The sequence below is a fragment of the Candidatus Omnitrophota bacterium genome, assembly GCA_025453395.1.
Lineage (GTDB): Bacteria > Omnitrophota > Gorgyraeia > Gygaellales > Profunditerraquicolaceae > JAlOQK01.
In genome coordinates this window covers 42,976-60,174 of record JALOQK010000004.1, presented here as the reverse complement: position 1 = coordinate 60,174, position 17,199 = coordinate 42,976, and the positions used below count along the sequence as shown (strand labels likewise).

At 41.8% G+C, this 17,199-nt stretch carries 18 protein-coding genes and 1 pseudogene; all 19 read left to right on the top strand.

Annotated features, from left to right (window positions below):
- Positions 1-2: 2 nt before the first annotated feature.
- The 19 genes and pseudogenes from MUF05_05290 to MUF05_05200 all read left to right on the top strand — a co-directional run bounded on the left by MUF05_05290 (position 3) and on the right by MUF05_05200 (position 17,173).
- On the top strand, positions 3-1,205 hold the full coding sequence (locus tag MUF05_05290) for a homocysteine biosynthesis protein (GenBank protein MCU0666486.1): 1,203 nt from the start codon (positions 3-5) through the stop codon (positions 1,203-1,205).
- 13 nt (positions 1,206-1,218) lie between these two features.
- On the top strand, positions 1,219-1,626 hold the full coding sequence (locus MUF05_05285; protein MCU0666485.1) for a 4Fe-4S binding protein: 408 nt from the start codon (positions 1,219-1,221) through the stop codon (positions 1,624-1,626).
- A gap of 2 nt (positions 1,627-1,628) precedes the next feature.
- Positions 1,629-2,432, top strand: a complete 804-nt coding sequence (gene larE, locus MUF05_05280) for an ATP-dependent sacrificial sulfur transferase LarE (GenBank protein ID MCU0666484.1) — start codon at positions 1,629-1,631, stop codon at positions 2,430-2,432.
- Positions 2,429-3,388, top strand: a complete 960-nt coding sequence (locus tag MUF05_05275; protein ID MCU0666483.1) for a biotin--[acetyl-CoA-carboxylase] ligase — start codon at positions 2,429-2,431, stop codon at positions 3,386-3,388. Before larE ends, MUF05_05275 begins: the two co-directional genes overlap by 4 nt.
- 75 nt (positions 3,389-3,463) lie before the next feature.
- Positions 3,464-5,221 (top strand): TonB-dependent receptor plug domain-containing protein, encoded by a 1,758-nt coding sequence (locus tag MUF05_05270; GenBank protein MCU0666482.1) that lies wholly within the window; start codon positions 3,464-3,466, stop codon positions 5,219-5,221.
- A 24-nt stretch (positions 5,222-5,245) separates the two neighbouring features.
- On the top strand, positions 5,246-5,938 hold the full coding sequence (locus MUF05_05265) for a DUF3108 domain-containing protein (GenBank protein ID MCU0666481.1): 693 nt from the start codon (positions 5,246-5,248) through the stop codon (positions 5,936-5,938).
- 76 nt (positions 5,939-6,014) lie between these two features.
- A complete protein-coding gene (gene nadA / locus MUF05_05260) occupies positions 6,015-6,929 on the top strand; it encodes a quinolinate synthase NadA (protein MCU0666480.1) in 915 nt (304 codons plus the stop codon).
- Positions 6,929-7,549 carry an RluA family pseudouridine synthase gene (locus MUF05_05255; GenBank protein MCU0666479.1) on the top strand — a complete coding sequence of 207 codons (621 nt, stop codon included), beginning with the start codon at positions 6,929-6,931 and terminating at the stop codon, positions 7,547-7,549. The genes nadA and MUF05_05255 overlap by 1 nt, the downstream gene beginning before the upstream one ends.
- Positions 7,543-8,286 (top strand): undecaprenyl-diphosphate phosphatase, encoded by a 744-nt coding sequence (locus MUF05_05250; GenBank protein MCU0666478.1) that lies wholly within the window; start codon positions 7,543-7,545, stop codon positions 8,284-8,286. Before MUF05_05255 ends, MUF05_05250 begins: the two co-directional genes overlap by 7 nt.
- Before the next feature lie 4 nt (positions 8,287-8,290).
- Positions 8,291-9,190 (top strand): PfkB family carbohydrate kinase, encoded by a 900-nt coding sequence (locus MUF05_05245; protein MCU0666477.1) that lies wholly within the window; start codon positions 8,291-8,293, stop codon positions 9,188-9,190.
- 257 nt (positions 9,191-9,447) lie between these two features.
- Positions 9,448-9,891 (top strand): GatB/YqeY domain-containing protein, encoded by a 444-nt coding sequence (locus MUF05_05240; GenBank protein MCU0666476.1) that lies wholly within the window; start codon positions 9,448-9,450, stop codon positions 9,889-9,891.
- Between the two features lie 14 nt (positions 9,892-9,905).
- Positions 9,906-10,733: a trypsin-like peptidase domain-containing protein gene (locus MUF05_05235; GenBank protein ID MCU0666475.1), complete on the top strand. Its 828-nt coding sequence runs from the start codon at positions 9,906-9,908 to the stop codon at positions 10,731-10,733.
- Between the two features lie 17 nt (positions 10,734-10,750).
- The gene (locus MUF05_05230; GenBank protein MCU0666474.1) at positions 10,751-11,143 is read left to right on the top strand and encodes a peptidoglycan-binding protein; all 393 of its coding nucleotides are present in this window, start codon (positions 10,751-10,753) and stop codon (positions 11,141-11,143) included.
- A 136-nt stretch (positions 11,144-11,279) separates the two neighbouring features.
- On the top strand, positions 11,280-11,753 hold the full coding sequence (locus MUF05_05225) for an NAD(P)H-dependent oxidoreductase subunit E (GenBank protein MCU0666473.1): 474 nt from the start codon (positions 11,280-11,282) through the stop codon (positions 11,751-11,753).
- Between the two features lie 4 nt (positions 11,754-11,757).
- The gene (locus tag MUF05_05220; GenBank protein MCU0666472.1) at positions 11,758-12,120 is read left to right on the top strand and encodes a (2Fe-2S) ferredoxin domain-containing protein; all 363 of its coding nucleotides are present in this window, start codon (positions 11,758-11,760) and stop codon (positions 12,118-12,120) included.
- Between the two features lie 305 nt (positions 12,121-12,425).
- Positions 12,426-13,868, top strand: a pseudogene (locus MUF05_05215) (4Fe-4S binding protein).
- A gap of 3 nt (positions 13,869-13,871) precedes the next feature.
- Positions 13,872-15,617 carry an NADH-dependent [FeFe] hydrogenase, group A6 gene (locus MUF05_05210; GenBank protein MCU0666471.1) on the top strand — a complete coding sequence of 582 codons (1,746 nt, stop codon included), beginning with the start codon at positions 13,872-13,874 and terminating at the stop codon, positions 15,615-15,617.
- 187 nt (positions 15,618-15,804) lie between these two features.
- Complete coding sequence (locus MUF05_05205; GenBank protein ID MCU0666470.1) at positions 15,805-16,209, top strand: PilZ domain-containing protein; 405 nt, start codon at positions 15,805-15,807, stop codon at positions 16,207-16,209.
- Positions 16,202-17,173 carry a CBS domain-containing protein gene (locus tag MUF05_05200; protein ID MCU0666469.1) on the top strand — a complete coding sequence of 324 codons (972 nt, stop codon included), beginning with the start codon at positions 16,202-16,204 and terminating at the stop codon, positions 17,171-17,173. The genes MUF05_05205 and MUF05_05200 overlap by 8 nt, the downstream gene beginning before the upstream one ends.
- Positions 17,174-17,199: the final 26 nt, after the last annotated feature.

Here is a 17,199-nt window from a genome sequence, read left to right as displayed (position 1 = left end):
AAATGAAGACGATAAAAGAAATAAATGAGAAAATAAAAAAAGGCCAGGTGGTAGTTATTACCGCCAAAGAAGCGGTGCAATTGGTGCGTAAAAAAGGCGCGAAAAAAGCTTCTCAAGAAGTGGATGTGGTCACTACCGGCACCTTTGGACCGATGTGTTCTTCCGCAGCCTACTTTAATATCGGCCACTGCAAGCCGCGGATCAAAATAGGAGGGGGAAGTTGCGATTTAAATGAAGTGCCTTGTTATACGGGTTTTGCCGCGGTAGATATTCTATTAGGGGCAACTGCCTTGCCCGAGGATGACCCGCGCAATAAAGTATTCCCCGGGGAATTTAAATACGGCGGAGCGCATGTCATTCATGAGCTTGTTGCAGGAAAAGATGTGAAGCTGGAAGCCTATGCCTATGGCACAGATTGTTATCCGCGCAAGGAAATCAAGACTTTTATTAATTTAAAAGATATTAATGAGGCAGTTCTTTTTAATATCCGTAATTGTTACCAAAATTATAATGTTGCGGTTAATCTTTCAGATAAGACGATTTATACCTATATGGGGATGTTAAAACCAAAGATCGGGAACGCTAATTATTGCTCTGCCGGAGAATTGTCGCCGCTTCTTAAAGACCCCAATTACCGCACTATTGGTATCGGCACAAAAATATTCTTAGGCGGAGGGGTTGGTTATGTAAGCTGGCAGGGGACACAGCATAATCCAATTGCCAAGCGTCTGCCCAACGGAATAACTTGTGTGCCGGCTGGGACCTTGGCGGTGATCGGAGATTTAAAAAAGATGAGGCCTAAGTGGCTTGTGGGGGTTAGCATGCTTGGGTATGGAGTCAGTTTAGCTGTGGGGATAGGCGTTCCCATACCGGTATTGGATGAACAGGTGATGGCTTCTGCCGGAGTGCCCGATGATGAAATCTTCGCTTCCATTGTGGATTATAGCAAGAATTATCCCAATATGATCGCGGAAAGTTTAGGCCAGATAAGTTACGCTGACCTTGAGTCGGGCAAGATCAATATCAGGGGTAAGGATGTACTTACAGGAAATCTTTCCAGCCGGCTTCGCGCTTTGCAAATAGCCGAGGAATTAAAGAGCTGGATCAAAAAAGGAGATTTTGCTTTAAGTGAAAGCGTGGCTCCTCTTCCGGATAAAGATTCCGGGTATACCTGCCGCGCTTTAAAGGAAAAGCCGTTTAAATAAAAGGAGAATATCAATGGTTTCACGAAAAATAGTTTTGCATTTTCCTAAGACCCTTGTGGAACAGCCGATTGTTTATAAGCTTGTTAAAGAATTCAACCTGCAGTTTAATATTCTAAAGGCATCGGTTATGCCCAATCAAGAGGGGCTTATGGTTTTAGAGCTTGTTGGAAGCAAAGAAGATTTTGATAAAGCTATCTCATATTTGAAGGCCTGCGGGGTTAAGACCCAGCCTTTAAGCCAAGATGTAGTGCGCGATGAGAATAAGTGCACTCATTGCGGGGTGTGTGTGTCAGTTTGCCCGGTGGGGGCCTTGGTTAAAGACCCCAAAGACAACAGGGTAAACTTTGATAATAAAAAATGCATTGCTTGTGAGCTTTGCGTGAAGATCTGCCCGCCGCGGGCCATGGAAGTAAGTTTTTAGATATGAGTCTGGCCCTTAAATTACTTAAGCTTAAACAGATCCTTTGCCGCATGAAAAGCGCGCTAGTAGCTTTCTCAGGCGGTACAGATAGCACGTTTTTATTAAAAATCGCGCTTGATACTCTTGGAGCGAATGTATTAGCGGTTACAGCTGTTTCAGCATCTTATCCGAAAGAAGAGCTTATTTTTGCTGAGAAAACCGCCCGGCTATTCAAGGCAAAGCATAAAATAATTAGAACAAGAGAGTTTAAAGATAAGAATTTTTTGTCTAATCCCGTAAACAGGTGTTATTTCTGCAAAAAAGAGCTTTTTTCCCAGCTGAAAGGCATTGCGCGGAAAAATAAAATGAATTTTGTTTTAGACGCAAGCAATTTGTCTGATAAAAAAGATTTCCGTCCCGGCAATAAAGCCAAGCGGGAATTTAGAATACGCTCTCCGCTTCAAGAGGCAGGATTAACCAAAAGCGATGTCAGGATTTTAAGCAAGAAATTAAAGTTGGCTACTTGGGACAAGCCAACCTTAGCTTGTTTAGCTTCGCGGGTTGCCTATGGGATCAAAATAACCCGCAATCTTCTGGACAGGATTAATAAGGCAGAAAATTATTTAAAAAGTTTAGGTATTTCTTGCGTGCGGGTAAGAGATTATGGCAGGCTTTGCCGGATAGAGTGTGATTTAAGAAAAGCGGATTTGATCTTATCGCGCAATAAACAAATAGCCGGGAGATTTAAGTCTTTAGGCTACCAATATATTACCTTAGATATTTTAGGTTTTCGCAGCGGTAGCATGAATGAGGTTTTGAGGAAATGACGCCAGAAGAAAGAATAATTGATTTATTAAGAGGCAAAAGCGAACATGTTTCCGGAGAGGAAATAAGCGTGCGTTTGGGAATAAGCCGCCAGGCCCTCTGGAAACATATACAACAGCTTAAAGACGCCGGATATGATATACAAGCTGTGCCGCATTTGGGTTATACGCTTATATCTTGTCCGGACCGGCTTTTCCCTCAAGAAGTCAAGCACGGCCTGAATACCAAGACCATCGGCAGGAAAATATATTATTATGATTCGCTTTCTTCTACTATGGATGTGGCCATTAAGCTTGGTATGGATAACCATCCGGAGGGCGGGGTTGTTTTGGCGGAAGCGCAAAACAAGGGCCGCGGCCGCTTAGGAAGATCTTGGGCTTCCCCAAAATATAAAGGTATATGCGCCTCTGTTATTTTAAGGCCGAAGATCTTGCCTTCCAAGACTTCAATCTTGACCCTTCTTATTGGAGTAAGTATTTGTCAGGCTGTAGAAGAATTAACCGGGATTAGCGCTCAAATCAAATGGCCCAACGATATCTTTATAAAAAATAAGAAGTTGGCCGGGATATTAACAGAGTTAAGCGCGGAGGCAGACCTGGTGCATTTTTTGGTTGTAGGTTTTGGCATTAATGTTAATGATACTCCGGCTAATGTTGCGGATGCTATTTGCCTTAAAAGCTGCACAAATACTGCTGTTGAGCGCGTGCTTCTTTTACAGGAATGTCTGCGCAAGATCGAGTGCAATTATCTTTTGTTCCAAAAAGGCGATTTTAAGAGTATTATTGACAAATGGCGCGATATTAATATTACCTTAGGCAAGAGGGTCAAGGTCTGTTTAAAAGGAAAACAGATCCAGGGCCAGGCCTTGGACATTGACGATGATGGGGGGCTATTGGTCAGAAGAGACTCCGGCATAACAGAAAAGATCATGGCCGGGGATATTATCCATTGCCGATAATGTAAACTCTAATCTATAATTTGGTTGACAATCCTGCGCGAGAGGTTTTATAATGCTTTTGCGGAGGATTTTTTTATGCGCAAGTTTGTGTTTTTTGTATTATCCTGCTTATTTTTATCTAGCATTGAAGCCTTGGCCTGGGATAAAATAACAGTAGTTAAGAAAACTTATCCCTCTGTAAGCTTTGAAGATAAGGTTAATCCAGGAAATAGCGGTTTATATTTTCCTGTTTCTTTGGAATCTTCATTAAGAAGCCAAGAGGCAGTGGATTTACGCACCCGTTCAGGATTTGGCATTCAACAGGATCTTTGTTTAGATGGGGCCAGTTATCAACAGACAGCGGTTTTGTTAGATGGAGTAAAGATCAATGACCCGCAGACCGCGCATTATAATTTGGATATTCCGCTTACTATATTTGATCTGGAGAAAACCGGAATTTATAAACAGGGAGGCGCTTCTTTATACGGGGCCGGCTCATTAGCGGGTGCAGTTGATTTTAGGCTTAAAAAACCAACTGGCAATAATTTTGAGACGGAAAATGCCTTTGGAGAACACGCCCTATTTATTAACGCTTTATCCGCATCGTTCTTGAATAAAGACGGCCTTGGGGTTAGAAGTTCTTTTGAGCAGAAGATCTCCAAGTCAGATCCTGCCAATACGGATTTTGAATCCCATATCGCATCTTTTTATTTGTCAAAAGAAGAAGGGGATTTTTCTTTTAACCAATTTCTTGGGTTTCAGGAGAAAAATTTTGGGGCAAGCACATTTTATTCTAATCTTTTTCCGGAAGAGGAAGAACATACCCGGACTTTGCTTTTAAAGAGTTCTTTAAATAAAAAGGCTCAACCGGGAGAATGGGCTTTCAATTTCTATTGGCGCAGGCACGATGATAAGTTTATTCTTTCGCGCCATGAAAGCGGCAACACCAATTGGCATACAACTTATTTATATGGCCTGGATTCTTCATGCCGCTATAAGCTTGGGTTTATAGATTCAACTTCAGCGGTTTATTTTTCCCGTGAACAGATCGACTCCACCAATTTAGGCATACACAACCGCAACAGCCAGGCTTTTTCTCAAAAAGCCAATTTAAGCCTTGGGACATTTTTTTTAAGTCTGGCGGCAAGAGCGGATTATTATCAAACAAGCGCTTTTAAGAATTCTTATAATCTTAGTATCTGGTACCCTTTGATTGAGGAGAGGCTTAAAATTAATTATGTTTTTGACCGTTCTGTGCGCATGCCCAGTTTCACTGAACTTTATTATAATGATTCTGCTAACAAGGGGAATTCTTCTTTAAAAGAGGAAAAGGCAGATAACTTTTCTTTTAACCTTGATTATTCGGGGCAGAATTTTTCTTCCCGCTTCGGTATTTTCTTAAGAAAGGTGCACAGCCTCATAGATTGGGTTAGACAAAACTCTTCGCTACCCTGGCAGGCGGATAATTTAGGAAGAGTGGATTTCCGGGGGGCGAATTTTTTATTTTTAAAGGGGCCTTTTGAGTTATCTTATAATTATATATTGCCGGACAAGAAACAAAACGGCTACCTGTCCAAGTATGCCTTGGATGTTTTACGGCATCAGGCGATATTAAAATTCACCCAGAATATTTTTTCCTGCGATTGGGCTTTTGAGTTAAGTTACAATAGAAGGTATTATTCTGAAGGCTATTTCTTAGGCAATTTCACGTTATCTAAGACTTTTCGTTTAGAGCAAAAAGAAGTCGTTCCCTTCTTGAAAGTGGATAATTTCAGCGATACCCAGTATACGCAAATATCCGATGTCAAACAGCCCGGCAGGTGGATTTGGGCCGGGATAAAGCTTAAGTGGTAGTAAAAATATGGTATAATAACTTCTATGCGTAAGAAAATATTTTATTTAATTATTCTGATGATGTTGTGCTGTGGTTTGTTTGCTTTTATTAATGACGCCTATTCGGGAGAGGAAATAACCTATAAAGTGGAAATGGGGATAATGTCTTTAGGCCGTTGTGTATTAAAGCATCTTAGAGCAGAAGAAGTAAACGGCATAAAGGCAAATGTCCTTTTGTTCCAGACGGATTTAGTGAATTTCCATGACACAGAGCGCATTTATCTGGACCAAGAAAGCTCTCTTCCGGTACGGGTGACAAGAAAGATCAGCGGTTTTAGCGATGAACAGATAACCGAAGACTACAATCAAAAAGATTTTACGGTAACTATTTCCAAGAAAACCAAGGATCAGGTTACTACTTCTGTTTTAAAAAGAACCGCTCCTGTGCATAACCCTATAGCGCTGCCGTTTTATTTAAGGAGCATAAAAGAATTAAGCCCTGCTTGGCAGTTCACCGCCTGCTTGCCTTTGATGGATTTTACCTTGAAGCTTACCGGGATTGAAAAGATAAGAGTCCCTGCTGGGACTTTCCAGGCATACCGCTTTGAAAGTGTTCCCCGCAAGATTAAGATTTGGATTACTACTGATAAGCTTCGTATCCCGGTTAAAATTGTAGGTTCCGGGGTATTCGGGTACACTATGCTTATGCTATCCTATAAAGATAGCCGCGAGAAATAAAAAGAAGATTTGCTTTGAAGCGTGATTTGCGTTATAATCGCCGGAAAATATAGAAAGGTATGAAGTGTCCACGAAAATGAAGAATAAATTTGATAGTTTCGCTCAGGAAATAAAACAATTAAAGAAGAAAAGAAACGCGGTTATCCTGGCACACAATTATCAGTTGCCTGAGGTGCAGGATATAGCAGATTTTCATGGAGATTCGCTGGAGCTGGCGCGCAAGGCCAGTAAAACCCAGGCCGATGTGATTGTTTTTTGCGGCGTGTATTTTATGGCAGAAACTGCCTCAATACTATGCCCGAAGAAAACTATCCTTATGCCGGATACACAGGCTGCCTGCCCTATGGCCAATATGATTACCGCCCAAGACATAAGAGGCTTGCGCGCTAAATACCCGGAGGCGGTTGTTGTAGGATATGTGAATACCCCGGCTCAAGTAAAAGCAGAATTGGATATTTGTTGTACTTCTACCAACGCCGCGGCAGTGGTAAATCACTTTAAGGATAAGAAAATAATCTTTGTCCCGGATAAATATTTGGCAGAGCACACATCTAAGGTTTCCGGGAAGAAGCTTATTTCCTGGAATGGTTTTTGCCCCACCCATGTGCGAATCCGTCCGGAGGATATTAAAAGGGAAAAGAAATTTCATCCCTTTGCCAAGGTGATCGCTCATCCTGAATGCCTGCCGGAAGTATTGGCTTTGTCAGATGCGGTTTTATCTACCAGCAAAATGTGCTCTTTTGCCAAGGAAACAGAGGCCAAAGAAATCATCGTGGCCACGGAAGTGGGGATGGTTTACCGGCTTAAAAAAGATAACCCCGATAAAGAATTTTATCCGGCAACCGAAGCAGCAGTTTGCCCGAATATGAAACGCACTACCCAGGAAAAAGTTATTTGGGCGCTTAAAGAAATGAGAGAAGAAGTGCGTGTTCCTGAAGACATCCGCGCGCGTTCATTAAAGGCGATTAATTTAATGCTTCAAATCGTCTGATGAATATTCCGGTTATTTACCATGATAAATGGTTTCTTGTGGTAGATAAGCCAAGCGGGCTTTTGACCGTACCTACTGCCAAGAAAGAATCCCGTACCCTAAGTGGCATCCTGAATCAGGAATTCCCCGATCCTAATTCCCATCTTTATCCATGTCATCGCCTTGACCGTGATACATCAGGGCTTATTATTTACGCCCACGGGAAACTGGCTAGAGAGAAAATGGAAGAATTATTCCGCGCGCGTAAGTTAAAGAAAACTTATATTGCCTTTGCCCAGGGAGATTTCAAGACTGCCCAAGGCGTTATAGATAGGCCGATAGAAGGCTTAAGAAGCATTACTGAATATAAAGTCCTGGAGAAAAGCGGAATTTTTAACCTGGTGCAAGTTTATCCAGCTACCGGCAGGACTAACCAAATCCGTATTCATTTTAAGGCAATCGGATGCCCGATATTAGGGGATACTAAATTTTATTTTCGCCGTGATTTCAAAATAAAAGCCAAACGTTTATGCCTGCACGCTTATAGCATAGAGTTTATTCATCCGTTTAATAATGAAAAAATATCTTTAACTTGCGATTTGCCGGATCCAATGCAAAAGATGCTGGATAAGTTATGTTAAACTACATTATTTTAGGCATTATTCAGGGGTTGACCGAATTCTTGCCGGTGAGTAGTTCCGCGCACCTTGTTATTTTCGGAAAAATCCTGGGGTTAAAAGATTCCGGGCTTCTGCTGTCGGTTGTTTTGCATATGGGAACTTTGCTTTCGCTTCTTGTGTTTTTATTTAAAGATATTTTAGGGGTATTCAAGGATAAGAAATTAATCATTTTTATATTTATCGTTACTTTAGTTACTGGAGTTATTGGGATAGGGCTGAAAGATTTTATAGAGAAACTTTTCTCCTGCGTCTGGGCTTCCAGCTTATCTTTATTAGTTACAGGATTAATCTTATTATCTACTAAGGCAATAAAACATTCTTTTAGCAAGGGGATTAATTTTAAAGATGGGATTATTTTGGGTTTAACCCAGGGTATCGCGGTTATCCCGGGGATCTCGCGTTCCGGCATAACAATTTCCACGCTTTTATTCCGGGGTTTTTCTCCGGTTGACGCCTTTAAAGTTTCATTTCTGGCATCCCTGCCGGCTATTTTCGGGGCAGGGCTTCTGGAATTTAAAGATATAAATGCCAGATTTCAAGATCAGGCGCTGCCGTTATTCATTGGTTTTATTTTCAGTTTTATCTTTGGCTTAAGCGCTCTTTACATTGTGAAGAAGCTTTTACGTGTTTGCCGGTTTTATTATTTCGGGTATTATTGTATAATAATGGGGATGTTTGCGTTACTATTTGTGAGGTAAAAACATGAGCATAGTGGTTTTAGGCACAGTAGCTTTAGATACAGTGGAAACTCCTTTTGGCAAAAGATTAGAGATGTTAGGCGGCTCGGCAACGCACTTTTCCATGTCCGCGCGCCTTTTTACCAAAGTCAACCTTGTCGCGGTTGTGGGAGAGGATTTTCCCCAAAAGCACATCGGTTTCTTAAAACAAAAAGGCCTTATTTTAGATTCTCTGCTTAAGCAAAAAGGCAAGACCTTCCGTTGGGACGGAGAATACAAGGGAGATCTTAATTCTGCTATTACCAAAGACACAAAACTGGGGGTATTAGCTGCTTTTTCGCCGCGCCTAAGCCAGAAGCAAAGGAATATAAAATATTTATTCCTTGCCAATGTTGACCCGGATATACAAAACAGCCTTCTTGAGAGTATGCCAAATTTACGCCTGGTCGGCCTGGATAGCATGAATTACTGGATCCATACTAAAAGAGATTCTCTTCTAAAGGTTTTGAAGAAAGTAGATATCTATGTGGCTAATGACCAGGAGGCAAAAGACCTTTCCGGAGAAAGCAACCTTATTAGAGCAGCTAAATCCTTGCGCCGGATGGGCCCGAAGTTTATTTTAATTAAAAAAGGCGAGCATGGCGTGTTTTTCTACAGTGATAATTTTATTTTCGCGCTTCCGGCTTTTCCAATAGATAAAGTTATAGACCCCACTGGAGCCGGGGATACCTTTGCCGGAGGTTTTATGGGGTATTTAGCAAAGTTCGGCAATATGTCGCCTGTCAACATTAGGAAAGCCTTGGCTTATGCTACGGTAGCGGCATCTTTTAATGTGGAAGATTTTGGGCCTGGCCGGACAAGTAAGTTGTCCATTAAGGATTTAAATAAGAGGCTTGCGGAATTTAAGAAGTTTTGTAGATTGTAATTAAAAAATAAAAATTAAAAATTTAAAATTAAAGATTATAAACCAAGAAACAGAAAACAAAATAATAGAAAAAAGGAATAAGGTTAAAATAAACCATGCTTTAAAGTTAAGGGACATCCTATAGGTTTCAAAATTATGAATTTCTGTATTGTATTTAGTATTTATGCTTTTAGTTTTTTAAAGTTTTTTGTTTTTATTATCTAATTTTGCATTTTTAATTTTTAATTCTAAATTTAAGAGTATCTAAAGGAGGAACCATGTTAGAAGATAAAATACTGAAAGATTACCAGCAGGCAATGAAAGACAGGGATTCTTTGAAGACATCTGTTTTAAGTTTCTTGCGCGCGGAAATGATCAACGCTGCTTTGAACAAAAAGAAAGACAAACTTGATGATAACGATGCTATAGCGGTGATCCGCAAGCAGATCAAGGCGCGTCAGGAATCTATTGAGCAGTTCACAAAAGGTAACCGCGCGGACTTAGCAGGCAAAGAAGAAAAAGAGTTAGTTCTTTTAAAGGCTTATCTCCCGGCAGAGTTATCCGAAGAACAGATCAAGAAGATCATCTCGGAGGTTATTTCTTCGGTTGGCGCCCAAGGAATAAGGGATATGGGTAAGGTAATCAAAGAAGTTGGTGTAATTATCGCCGGCAAGGCAGATCCTAAAGTGGTAAGCGATTTGGTGAAACAGCGTTTAACTTAAAAGCAATTAAAGCCATGAGTTTCAAGCGGTTTATTTTCTTAAGTATCTTTGCTTTTGCGGTAATTCATACGGCAAAAGCTGAAGCTGAATTATCCGCCGCTAGTATCTATAAGAATTCTCTGGATTCTGTGGTTTTGATCGGGACACTGACCAGCAAAAGTACTACCTTTGGAAGTGGTTTCTTGGCAACAAGAGACGGAATATTGATTACGAATCTGCATGTAGTAAATAACGCGAAAAAGGTAGTAGTGAAATTAAAAGGTAAAGAATACGCCAATGTTAAACTTTTGGCTTATGATGAAATAAAAGATATCGCGATCTTAAAGATCAGGGGCAATAATTTTAAGGCCTTGCCATTGGCAGACAGTAGTAGTGTTAAAATCGGGGACAGGGTTTTTGCCTTAGGTAACCCTTTGGGCCTTGAGGATACTTTTTCCGACGGCATGGTAAGTTCGGTGCGCAAAGTCAATGAAGGTTTTAAGGTCTTTCAAATAACAACCCCTGTTTCAAATGGAAGCAGCGGTGGCCCACTTTTTAACACTAAGGGACAGGTTATCGGCATTACTACTGCTTCGCGCTTAGACGGGCAGAACATAAATTTTGCCTTGCCGATCAATTACGCCAGGAAACTTTTTAAGCAAGATGCTAGGGCGCTCACCCAGCCCGAGAGATATTTTTCTTACACCGTTAAATCAAAAGACACGCTTTATAAGATCGCGAAAGATTTTGCTGTATCAGTTGCGCGTATTAAGGAAGAGAATAATTTAGATAGCGATGTAATTATATTGGGACAAGTGTTGAAGATACCGAAAACCCATTACCCATTACTTATGTCTGATTAAAAATAATGGAGGATTTGATGAACAAGTGGATTTTGTGTTTAGGTGTTTTGTTTATAAGCGGATGCGTAACAGCCGATAAATATGCTGAATTAGAAACTACAAGCCAGCAAAAAAATCAGCAAGTAGAGGCGTTAAAGAATGAAAACGCCAGCCTCAAAGACCAGATTGTCCAGTTGAACCAGATTTTATCACAGTCGCGGCAGGAAAAAGTGCGCATGCCGACAGCCGGCGAGATTCAAACTGCGCTGATCAAGGCAGGCTTTTATAAAGGGCCAGTTGACAACCAAATCGGTTCAAAGACTAAAGATGCGCTTCGTAAATTCCAGCAGGCCAATGGCATCGCTCCTGACGGGGTCTGCGGCTCGCGCACTTGGGAAAAGTTGATCAAATATCTGGATAAAAAGCCATAAATCTTTAGAAAATTAGCTTGACAGTAAAAAGCTATACCTATATAATGTCATTCACTTTAATAGGGGGAAGGGGTTCCTCTTTTTTAAAGGTCTACTTCGTGATAAATTTCACAGAGTGGCAATAACAGGAGAAAAGATGGATAGAGCAGAAGTCAACAGTGAAATTGCCAGCTTGGTAAGTAAATGGAAAGACAAGCCGGGCAATTTAATCATGATTTTGCATGAATTACAGAATCACTACGAGTATGTCCCGCGTGAAGCCGCTTTACAGCTTTCTAAGATATTAGATGTTCCTTTAGCTAGAATTTATGAGGTGATAACCTTTTATAATTTCTTTAAGCTTAAGCCTCCGGGTAAGCATAAAATTGCCGTATGCCTGGGAACTGCCTGTTATTTAAAAGGCGCCCCCCAGATCGTTGATGAAATAAAAAGTATTCTTGATATAGTTGAAGGCGGCACTACCAAGGATGGAATGTTCCAGCTTGATATTGTGCGTTGTTTAGGCTGCTGCGGGCTTTCACCGGTTATGACCATAGATGGGAAAGTCTACGGTAAATTAAAGAAAAACGAGATCATGGATATTTTATCCAAATATGGGAAGCAGGTGTAGGAATATGGCGAACAAATTAACCAAAGATGCTTTTGAAGAAATGGCCAAAGGATTAAAGGCTAAGAAAAAGCCATCTAAGTGGATTAAAATCGGCACTAGCACCTGTGGGTTGGCTGCCGGAGCCGAAGAAGTTTATAATGCTATGGTTGAAGAGATCAAGAAAAAAGGCCTGGATGTAGAAGTGAAAAAATGCGGATGCTTGGGGATGTGCTGCGTTGAGCCATTGGTTGAGGTGCACGTAGATGGGCTTCCGGATGTGGTTTATGGGAAAGTGGATAAGGAAGGCGCGGCAAAGATCGTGGAGAAGCATATCTGCGGAGGGCTTTTAGTCAAAGACCATATTTACGAGTTAAATTTAAAAAGGTAACTTTAATGGAAAAGAAAATAGTGTTCTTAAAAGATACAAATTCTGGCGCAGCCGATCGCACGCGCGATTTCTACACTTCTTTCGTGAATCAGGCGCGCGAAGCCGGTATTGAGAATGATGTGCAGATAGTCAGGGTAGCGGACATCGGGGTGTATGGCAAGGGCATAGTGGTAAAGATATTCCCCGGAGAGATTGTTTACGCTAATATTAAGGAAGAGGACATAAAGAAGATCATTGAAAAAACCCTCAAAGACGGCCAGTTGATCCAGGAATTAGACCACCCTGTTAGCTCTAAGCAGTTAAGGATAGTGCTTCGCAACTGCGGTTTGATAGACCCGGAAAGTATTGAAGATTACATTGCTAATGATGGCTATGCCGCCCTTTCTAAGGTTTTGTCATCTATGTCCGCGGAAGCCGTGATCGAAGAAATGAAGAAAAGCGGTTTACGCGGCAGAGGCGGAGCAGGGTATCCTACTTGGATGAAGTGGTTGGCTACAAGAAAGCCTGAAGCGGACCAGAAATATATTATTTGTAACGGGGATGAAGGGGATCCAGGCGCGTATATGGACAGAAGTGTGCTTGAGGGGGATCCTCATTCAGTTATAGAAGGCATGATCATTGCCGGTTTTGCTATCGGCGCGACTAAAGGTTATTTTTATGTTCGCGCAGAGTATCCTTTGGCCATAGAGAGGATCCAAAAAGCCATAAAGCAGGCCTGTGATTGGGGATTCCTGGGGGAAAATATCTTAGGAAGTAAATTTTCTTTTAATGTGGATATCCGTTTAGGCGCCGGAGCGTTTGTCTGCGGAGAGGAAACAGCGTTGATTGCCTCTATAGAAGGAAGGCGCGGGACGCCTTGCCCCAGGCCGCCGTATCCATCGGTTAAAGGTTTGTGGGGCAAGCCCACAGCAATAAATAATGTGGAGACTTTAGCTAACATTGCCTATATTATTCTAAACGGCGGGGATAATTTCGCCAAGATCGGCACAGATAAATCTAAAGGGACAAAGGTTTTCGCGATTACCGGAAAAGTTAAGAATTCGGGCCTTGTGGAAGTTCCTATGGGCACGACTTTGAAGGAAATTGTTTTTGATATCTGTGGAGGTTTAGGCGCCCAGTATCCCATAAAGGCAGTGCAGACAGGCGGGCCTTCGGGCGGGGTTATCCCGCAGGAATACCTCGATACCGCGGTAGATTATGAGAATCTGCAGAAATTAGGCTCGATCATGGGTTCAGGCGGCATGATTGTTATGGATAAAAGCGATTGTATGGTAGATATCGCTAAATTTTATTTAGGTTTTTGCGTGGATGAATCCTGTGGCAAATGCGCGCCTTGCCGTATCGGAGGCTTTCAGATGCTTGATATATTAAACCGTATCTGCGAGGGGCATGGGAAACTTGAAGACATAAGCAAGCTTAAGAAGATTTCACAGGCTATGCAAAAAGCTTCGTTGTGTGGGCTGGGGCAAACTGCTTCTAACCCGATTGTTTCCACGATAAAATATTTTGAAACCGAATACAAGGAACATATTATTAATAAGCGCTGCCTGTCGCATAAATGCAAAACCCTTATTACCTATAGTATTATTCAGGATAAATGTAAGCGTTGCCGCGTCTGTGTGGCTAATTGCCCGGTTAACGCGATTGCCGGAGACAGGGAAAAAGGTTTTTATATTGAATTAGATAAATGCATAAAATGCGAGAAGTGTTTTGAGGTATGCAAATTTCAGGCAATTTCCAAGGATTAATAAATGGTAAAAGCAAAGATAAATGGCATAGAAGTTGAAGTAAAAGAAGGCACAAGCATCCTTGATGCCGCAAAGAAGGTATATATAAAAATACCAACTCTTTGTAAGCATCCGGATTTAATCGCTTCGGCTGCCTGCGGTATTTGCATTGTCAGGATCAAAGGATCAGCCAAGATGCTTCGTGCCTGCTGCACGCCCTTAGAAGATAAAATGGATATTATTACTCATGACCCGGAGATAGTATCGATTAGAAGAACGGTATTAGAATTGATCCTCTCTAAGCATCCCAATGATTGTTTAAAATGCGGCAGGAATAATAATTGTGAATTACAAAAATTAGCTGCTGACTTTGGTATTCGCGAAGAGGAATTCGGCAATTATCTGAAGGATTTGCCAGCAGATGATTCTACTGGAACAATAATGCTTGAACCGCAGAAATGCGTTCTTTGCGGCAGATGCGTGCAGGTCTGTCAAGATGTGCAGGATGTTTGGGCCTTGTCTTTTCTTGATAGAGGGTTTAATACAAGAATTTCTCCCGCGGGGGATATAAAACTTGCTGATTCGCCTTGTGTGCGCTGCGGCCAGTGCTCGGCGCATTGCCCGACTGGGGCTATAGTGGAAAAAGATGAAACTGCCAGAGCCTGGGAGGCGCTGCAAAACCCGCAAAAGTATTGCGTGGTGCAAATTGCCCCGGCGGTAAGAGTTGCCATAGGAGAAGCCTTTGGCCTTCCCATAGGGACAAATTTGACCGGTAAATTATACGCGCTTTTACGCCGCTTAGGCTTTAGGGCAGTTTTTGATACTAATTTCAGTGCCGATGTGACGATCATGGAGGAAAGCGCGGAATTTGTGGAGAGATTTACCAATCGCCCGGAGAATCTGCCGCTTATTACCACTTGCTGCCCTTCATGGGTGGATTTTATGGAGAAATTCCATTCGGATATGGTTGATAATTTCTCTTCGGCAAAATCACCTCAAGAAATGTTAGGGGTTTTAGCCAAGACTTATTATGCCGAACAAAACAAGATTCAGCGCAAAGATATGTTTATGGTTTCTATCATGCCTTGTACTGCCAAGAAATATGAGATCCAGCGCTGCGATGAAATGTTTGCTTCCGGATGCCAGGACGTGGATGTAGTTTTAACTACCCGTGAATTAGCCCGTATGATCAAGCAGGCAGGGATAGATTTTGTGAATCTGCCTGATGAGGCGCCGGATCATATCTTAGGTGATTACACTGGAGCAGGAGTAATTTTCGGGGCAACTGGCGGAGTTATGGAGGCGGCGTTACGCACCGCTTATAATTTAATTACCGGGTCTAATTTAGGGAAAGTGGACCTAGAAGAAACTCGCGGCTTAAAAGGGGTAAAAGAGGCGCAAATAAAAATAAAAGATATTACTGTGCGTATTGCCGTAGCCCATGGCTTAAGCAACGTGGAGTATGTTTTAAATAAAGTAAGAGAAGCCAAGAAAAACAAACAAGAGCTGCCGTATCACTTTATTGAAGTTATGGCTTGTCCCGGTGGGTGCGTGGGCGGCGGCGGGCAGCCTTATGGAGTTACCGATGAGTTAAGAATTAAGAGGGCCGCTGGCTTGTATCAAGATGACCGCGATAGACAGTTTCGTTGTTCTCACGATAATCCTTATGTAAAGAAATTATACGCGCAATTCCTGGAGAAGCCATTAAGCCAGAAGGCGCATCAACTTTTACACACACATTATCGTGCGCGGCCGATTTACATAAAATAATCGTTTCCGATTTGTTCTAACTCTTAAACTTATTATTATTCTTGCCCCCGCCCTAAACTCATTACCCAGCCCCATTGCTGATCCTTACCAATTATGTTCGCTAGTTTATAAAATTCCGTAGTAAAATATTATATTTTAAGGTATAATCTTACTACTTGGTTTACTCTATATAAAAAATCAATATAATATGACTGTTTCTTATTCCGGCTTTGATAAGCGCAAACATAAAAGATTTAGAATACAGCTTGTCGTTACTTATCGTAGAGAGGCGGTCCTTGATGTTGTCATCCGGCATGGCGATAAAAACGAAAAGGGGTTACTTTTAGATATAAGCGAAGGCGGGATATCGTTGCTTAGCCACATGGATATTTCTGTGGGGTCAATACTCTATGTGCAATTTTCATTCGCCCAAGTAAAAGATTTTGGCCTTGATTTAACAGGCGATATAAAATTAAGGGGCCAGGTGCGTTATTGCACTGTGGAAAAAGATAATATGTATAAATTGGGAGTGTGTTTTGTGGATGTAAAGGATAAGGCGCGCAAAGATATTGAATCTTTCTTGTTTTTTGCACAAGGAGGCAAAAATGGATAAGACCGTATCTGACTATATGCAGAAAAACATTGTTAATATAGACGCTCAATCCAGCCTCTTGGAAGCTATAAATGCTATGCGCCGTCACGCGGTAAGTTCGCTTTTAATCCAAGAAGGCGGCAATACCGTAGGAATATTTACTGAAAGAGATTTGTTGACCCGTGTGGATTTTATCGCAACCGGTGGCGTTTCTTCAATTAAGCTAAAAGACATTATGACCACAGGCCTTAAAACCGCCAATCACGATGAATCATATGTTAGCGTCATGGAGTTGATGCAAAAATATGGCGTACGCCATATGCCGGTAGTTAAAGACGGCTCTATCGTGGGGATAGTATCGCTTAGGGATCTTTTAAACCATTATTATGAGAATATTGAGCATCTTTTAGCTGAAACCGTAGCCGCTTTGTCATCGGCGGTGGAAAAAAGAGACCCTTATACTGCCGGGCATCAGCAGAGAGTGGCACAATTAGCTTATCAGTTGGCCAAGGAACTGGGTTTGAATGAAAAAGAGGTAAGCGGTGTAAGTATGGCCGCGGTCATCCACGATATCGGGAAAGTCTATGTTCCCTCGGAAATATTAAACAAGCCCGGGACCTTAAGTGAAGCGGAATTCACGCTTATTAAAATCCATCCGCAGGTCGGTTATGATATTTTAAAACCCATAGAATTCCCCTGGCCGATAGCGGATATTGTTTTGCAGCATCATGAGCGCATCAATGGTTCTGGTTATCCTTCGGGGTTGACAGCTGATAAAATCCTTTTTGAATCCAAGATTATCGCCGTGGCTGATGTTGTAGAGGCCATGGCATCTCACAGGCCTTACAGGCCGGCGTTAGGCATAGAGAAAGCCCTGGAGGAAATAAATAGCAGAAAAGGCATTTTTTATGATATGGCAGTAGCGGAGGCCTGCATAAAGTTATTTACGGAGAAGAAGTTTGCTTTCAACGTAAAAATATATTAACAGGGGTGAGTCGTGGGTTAATCACT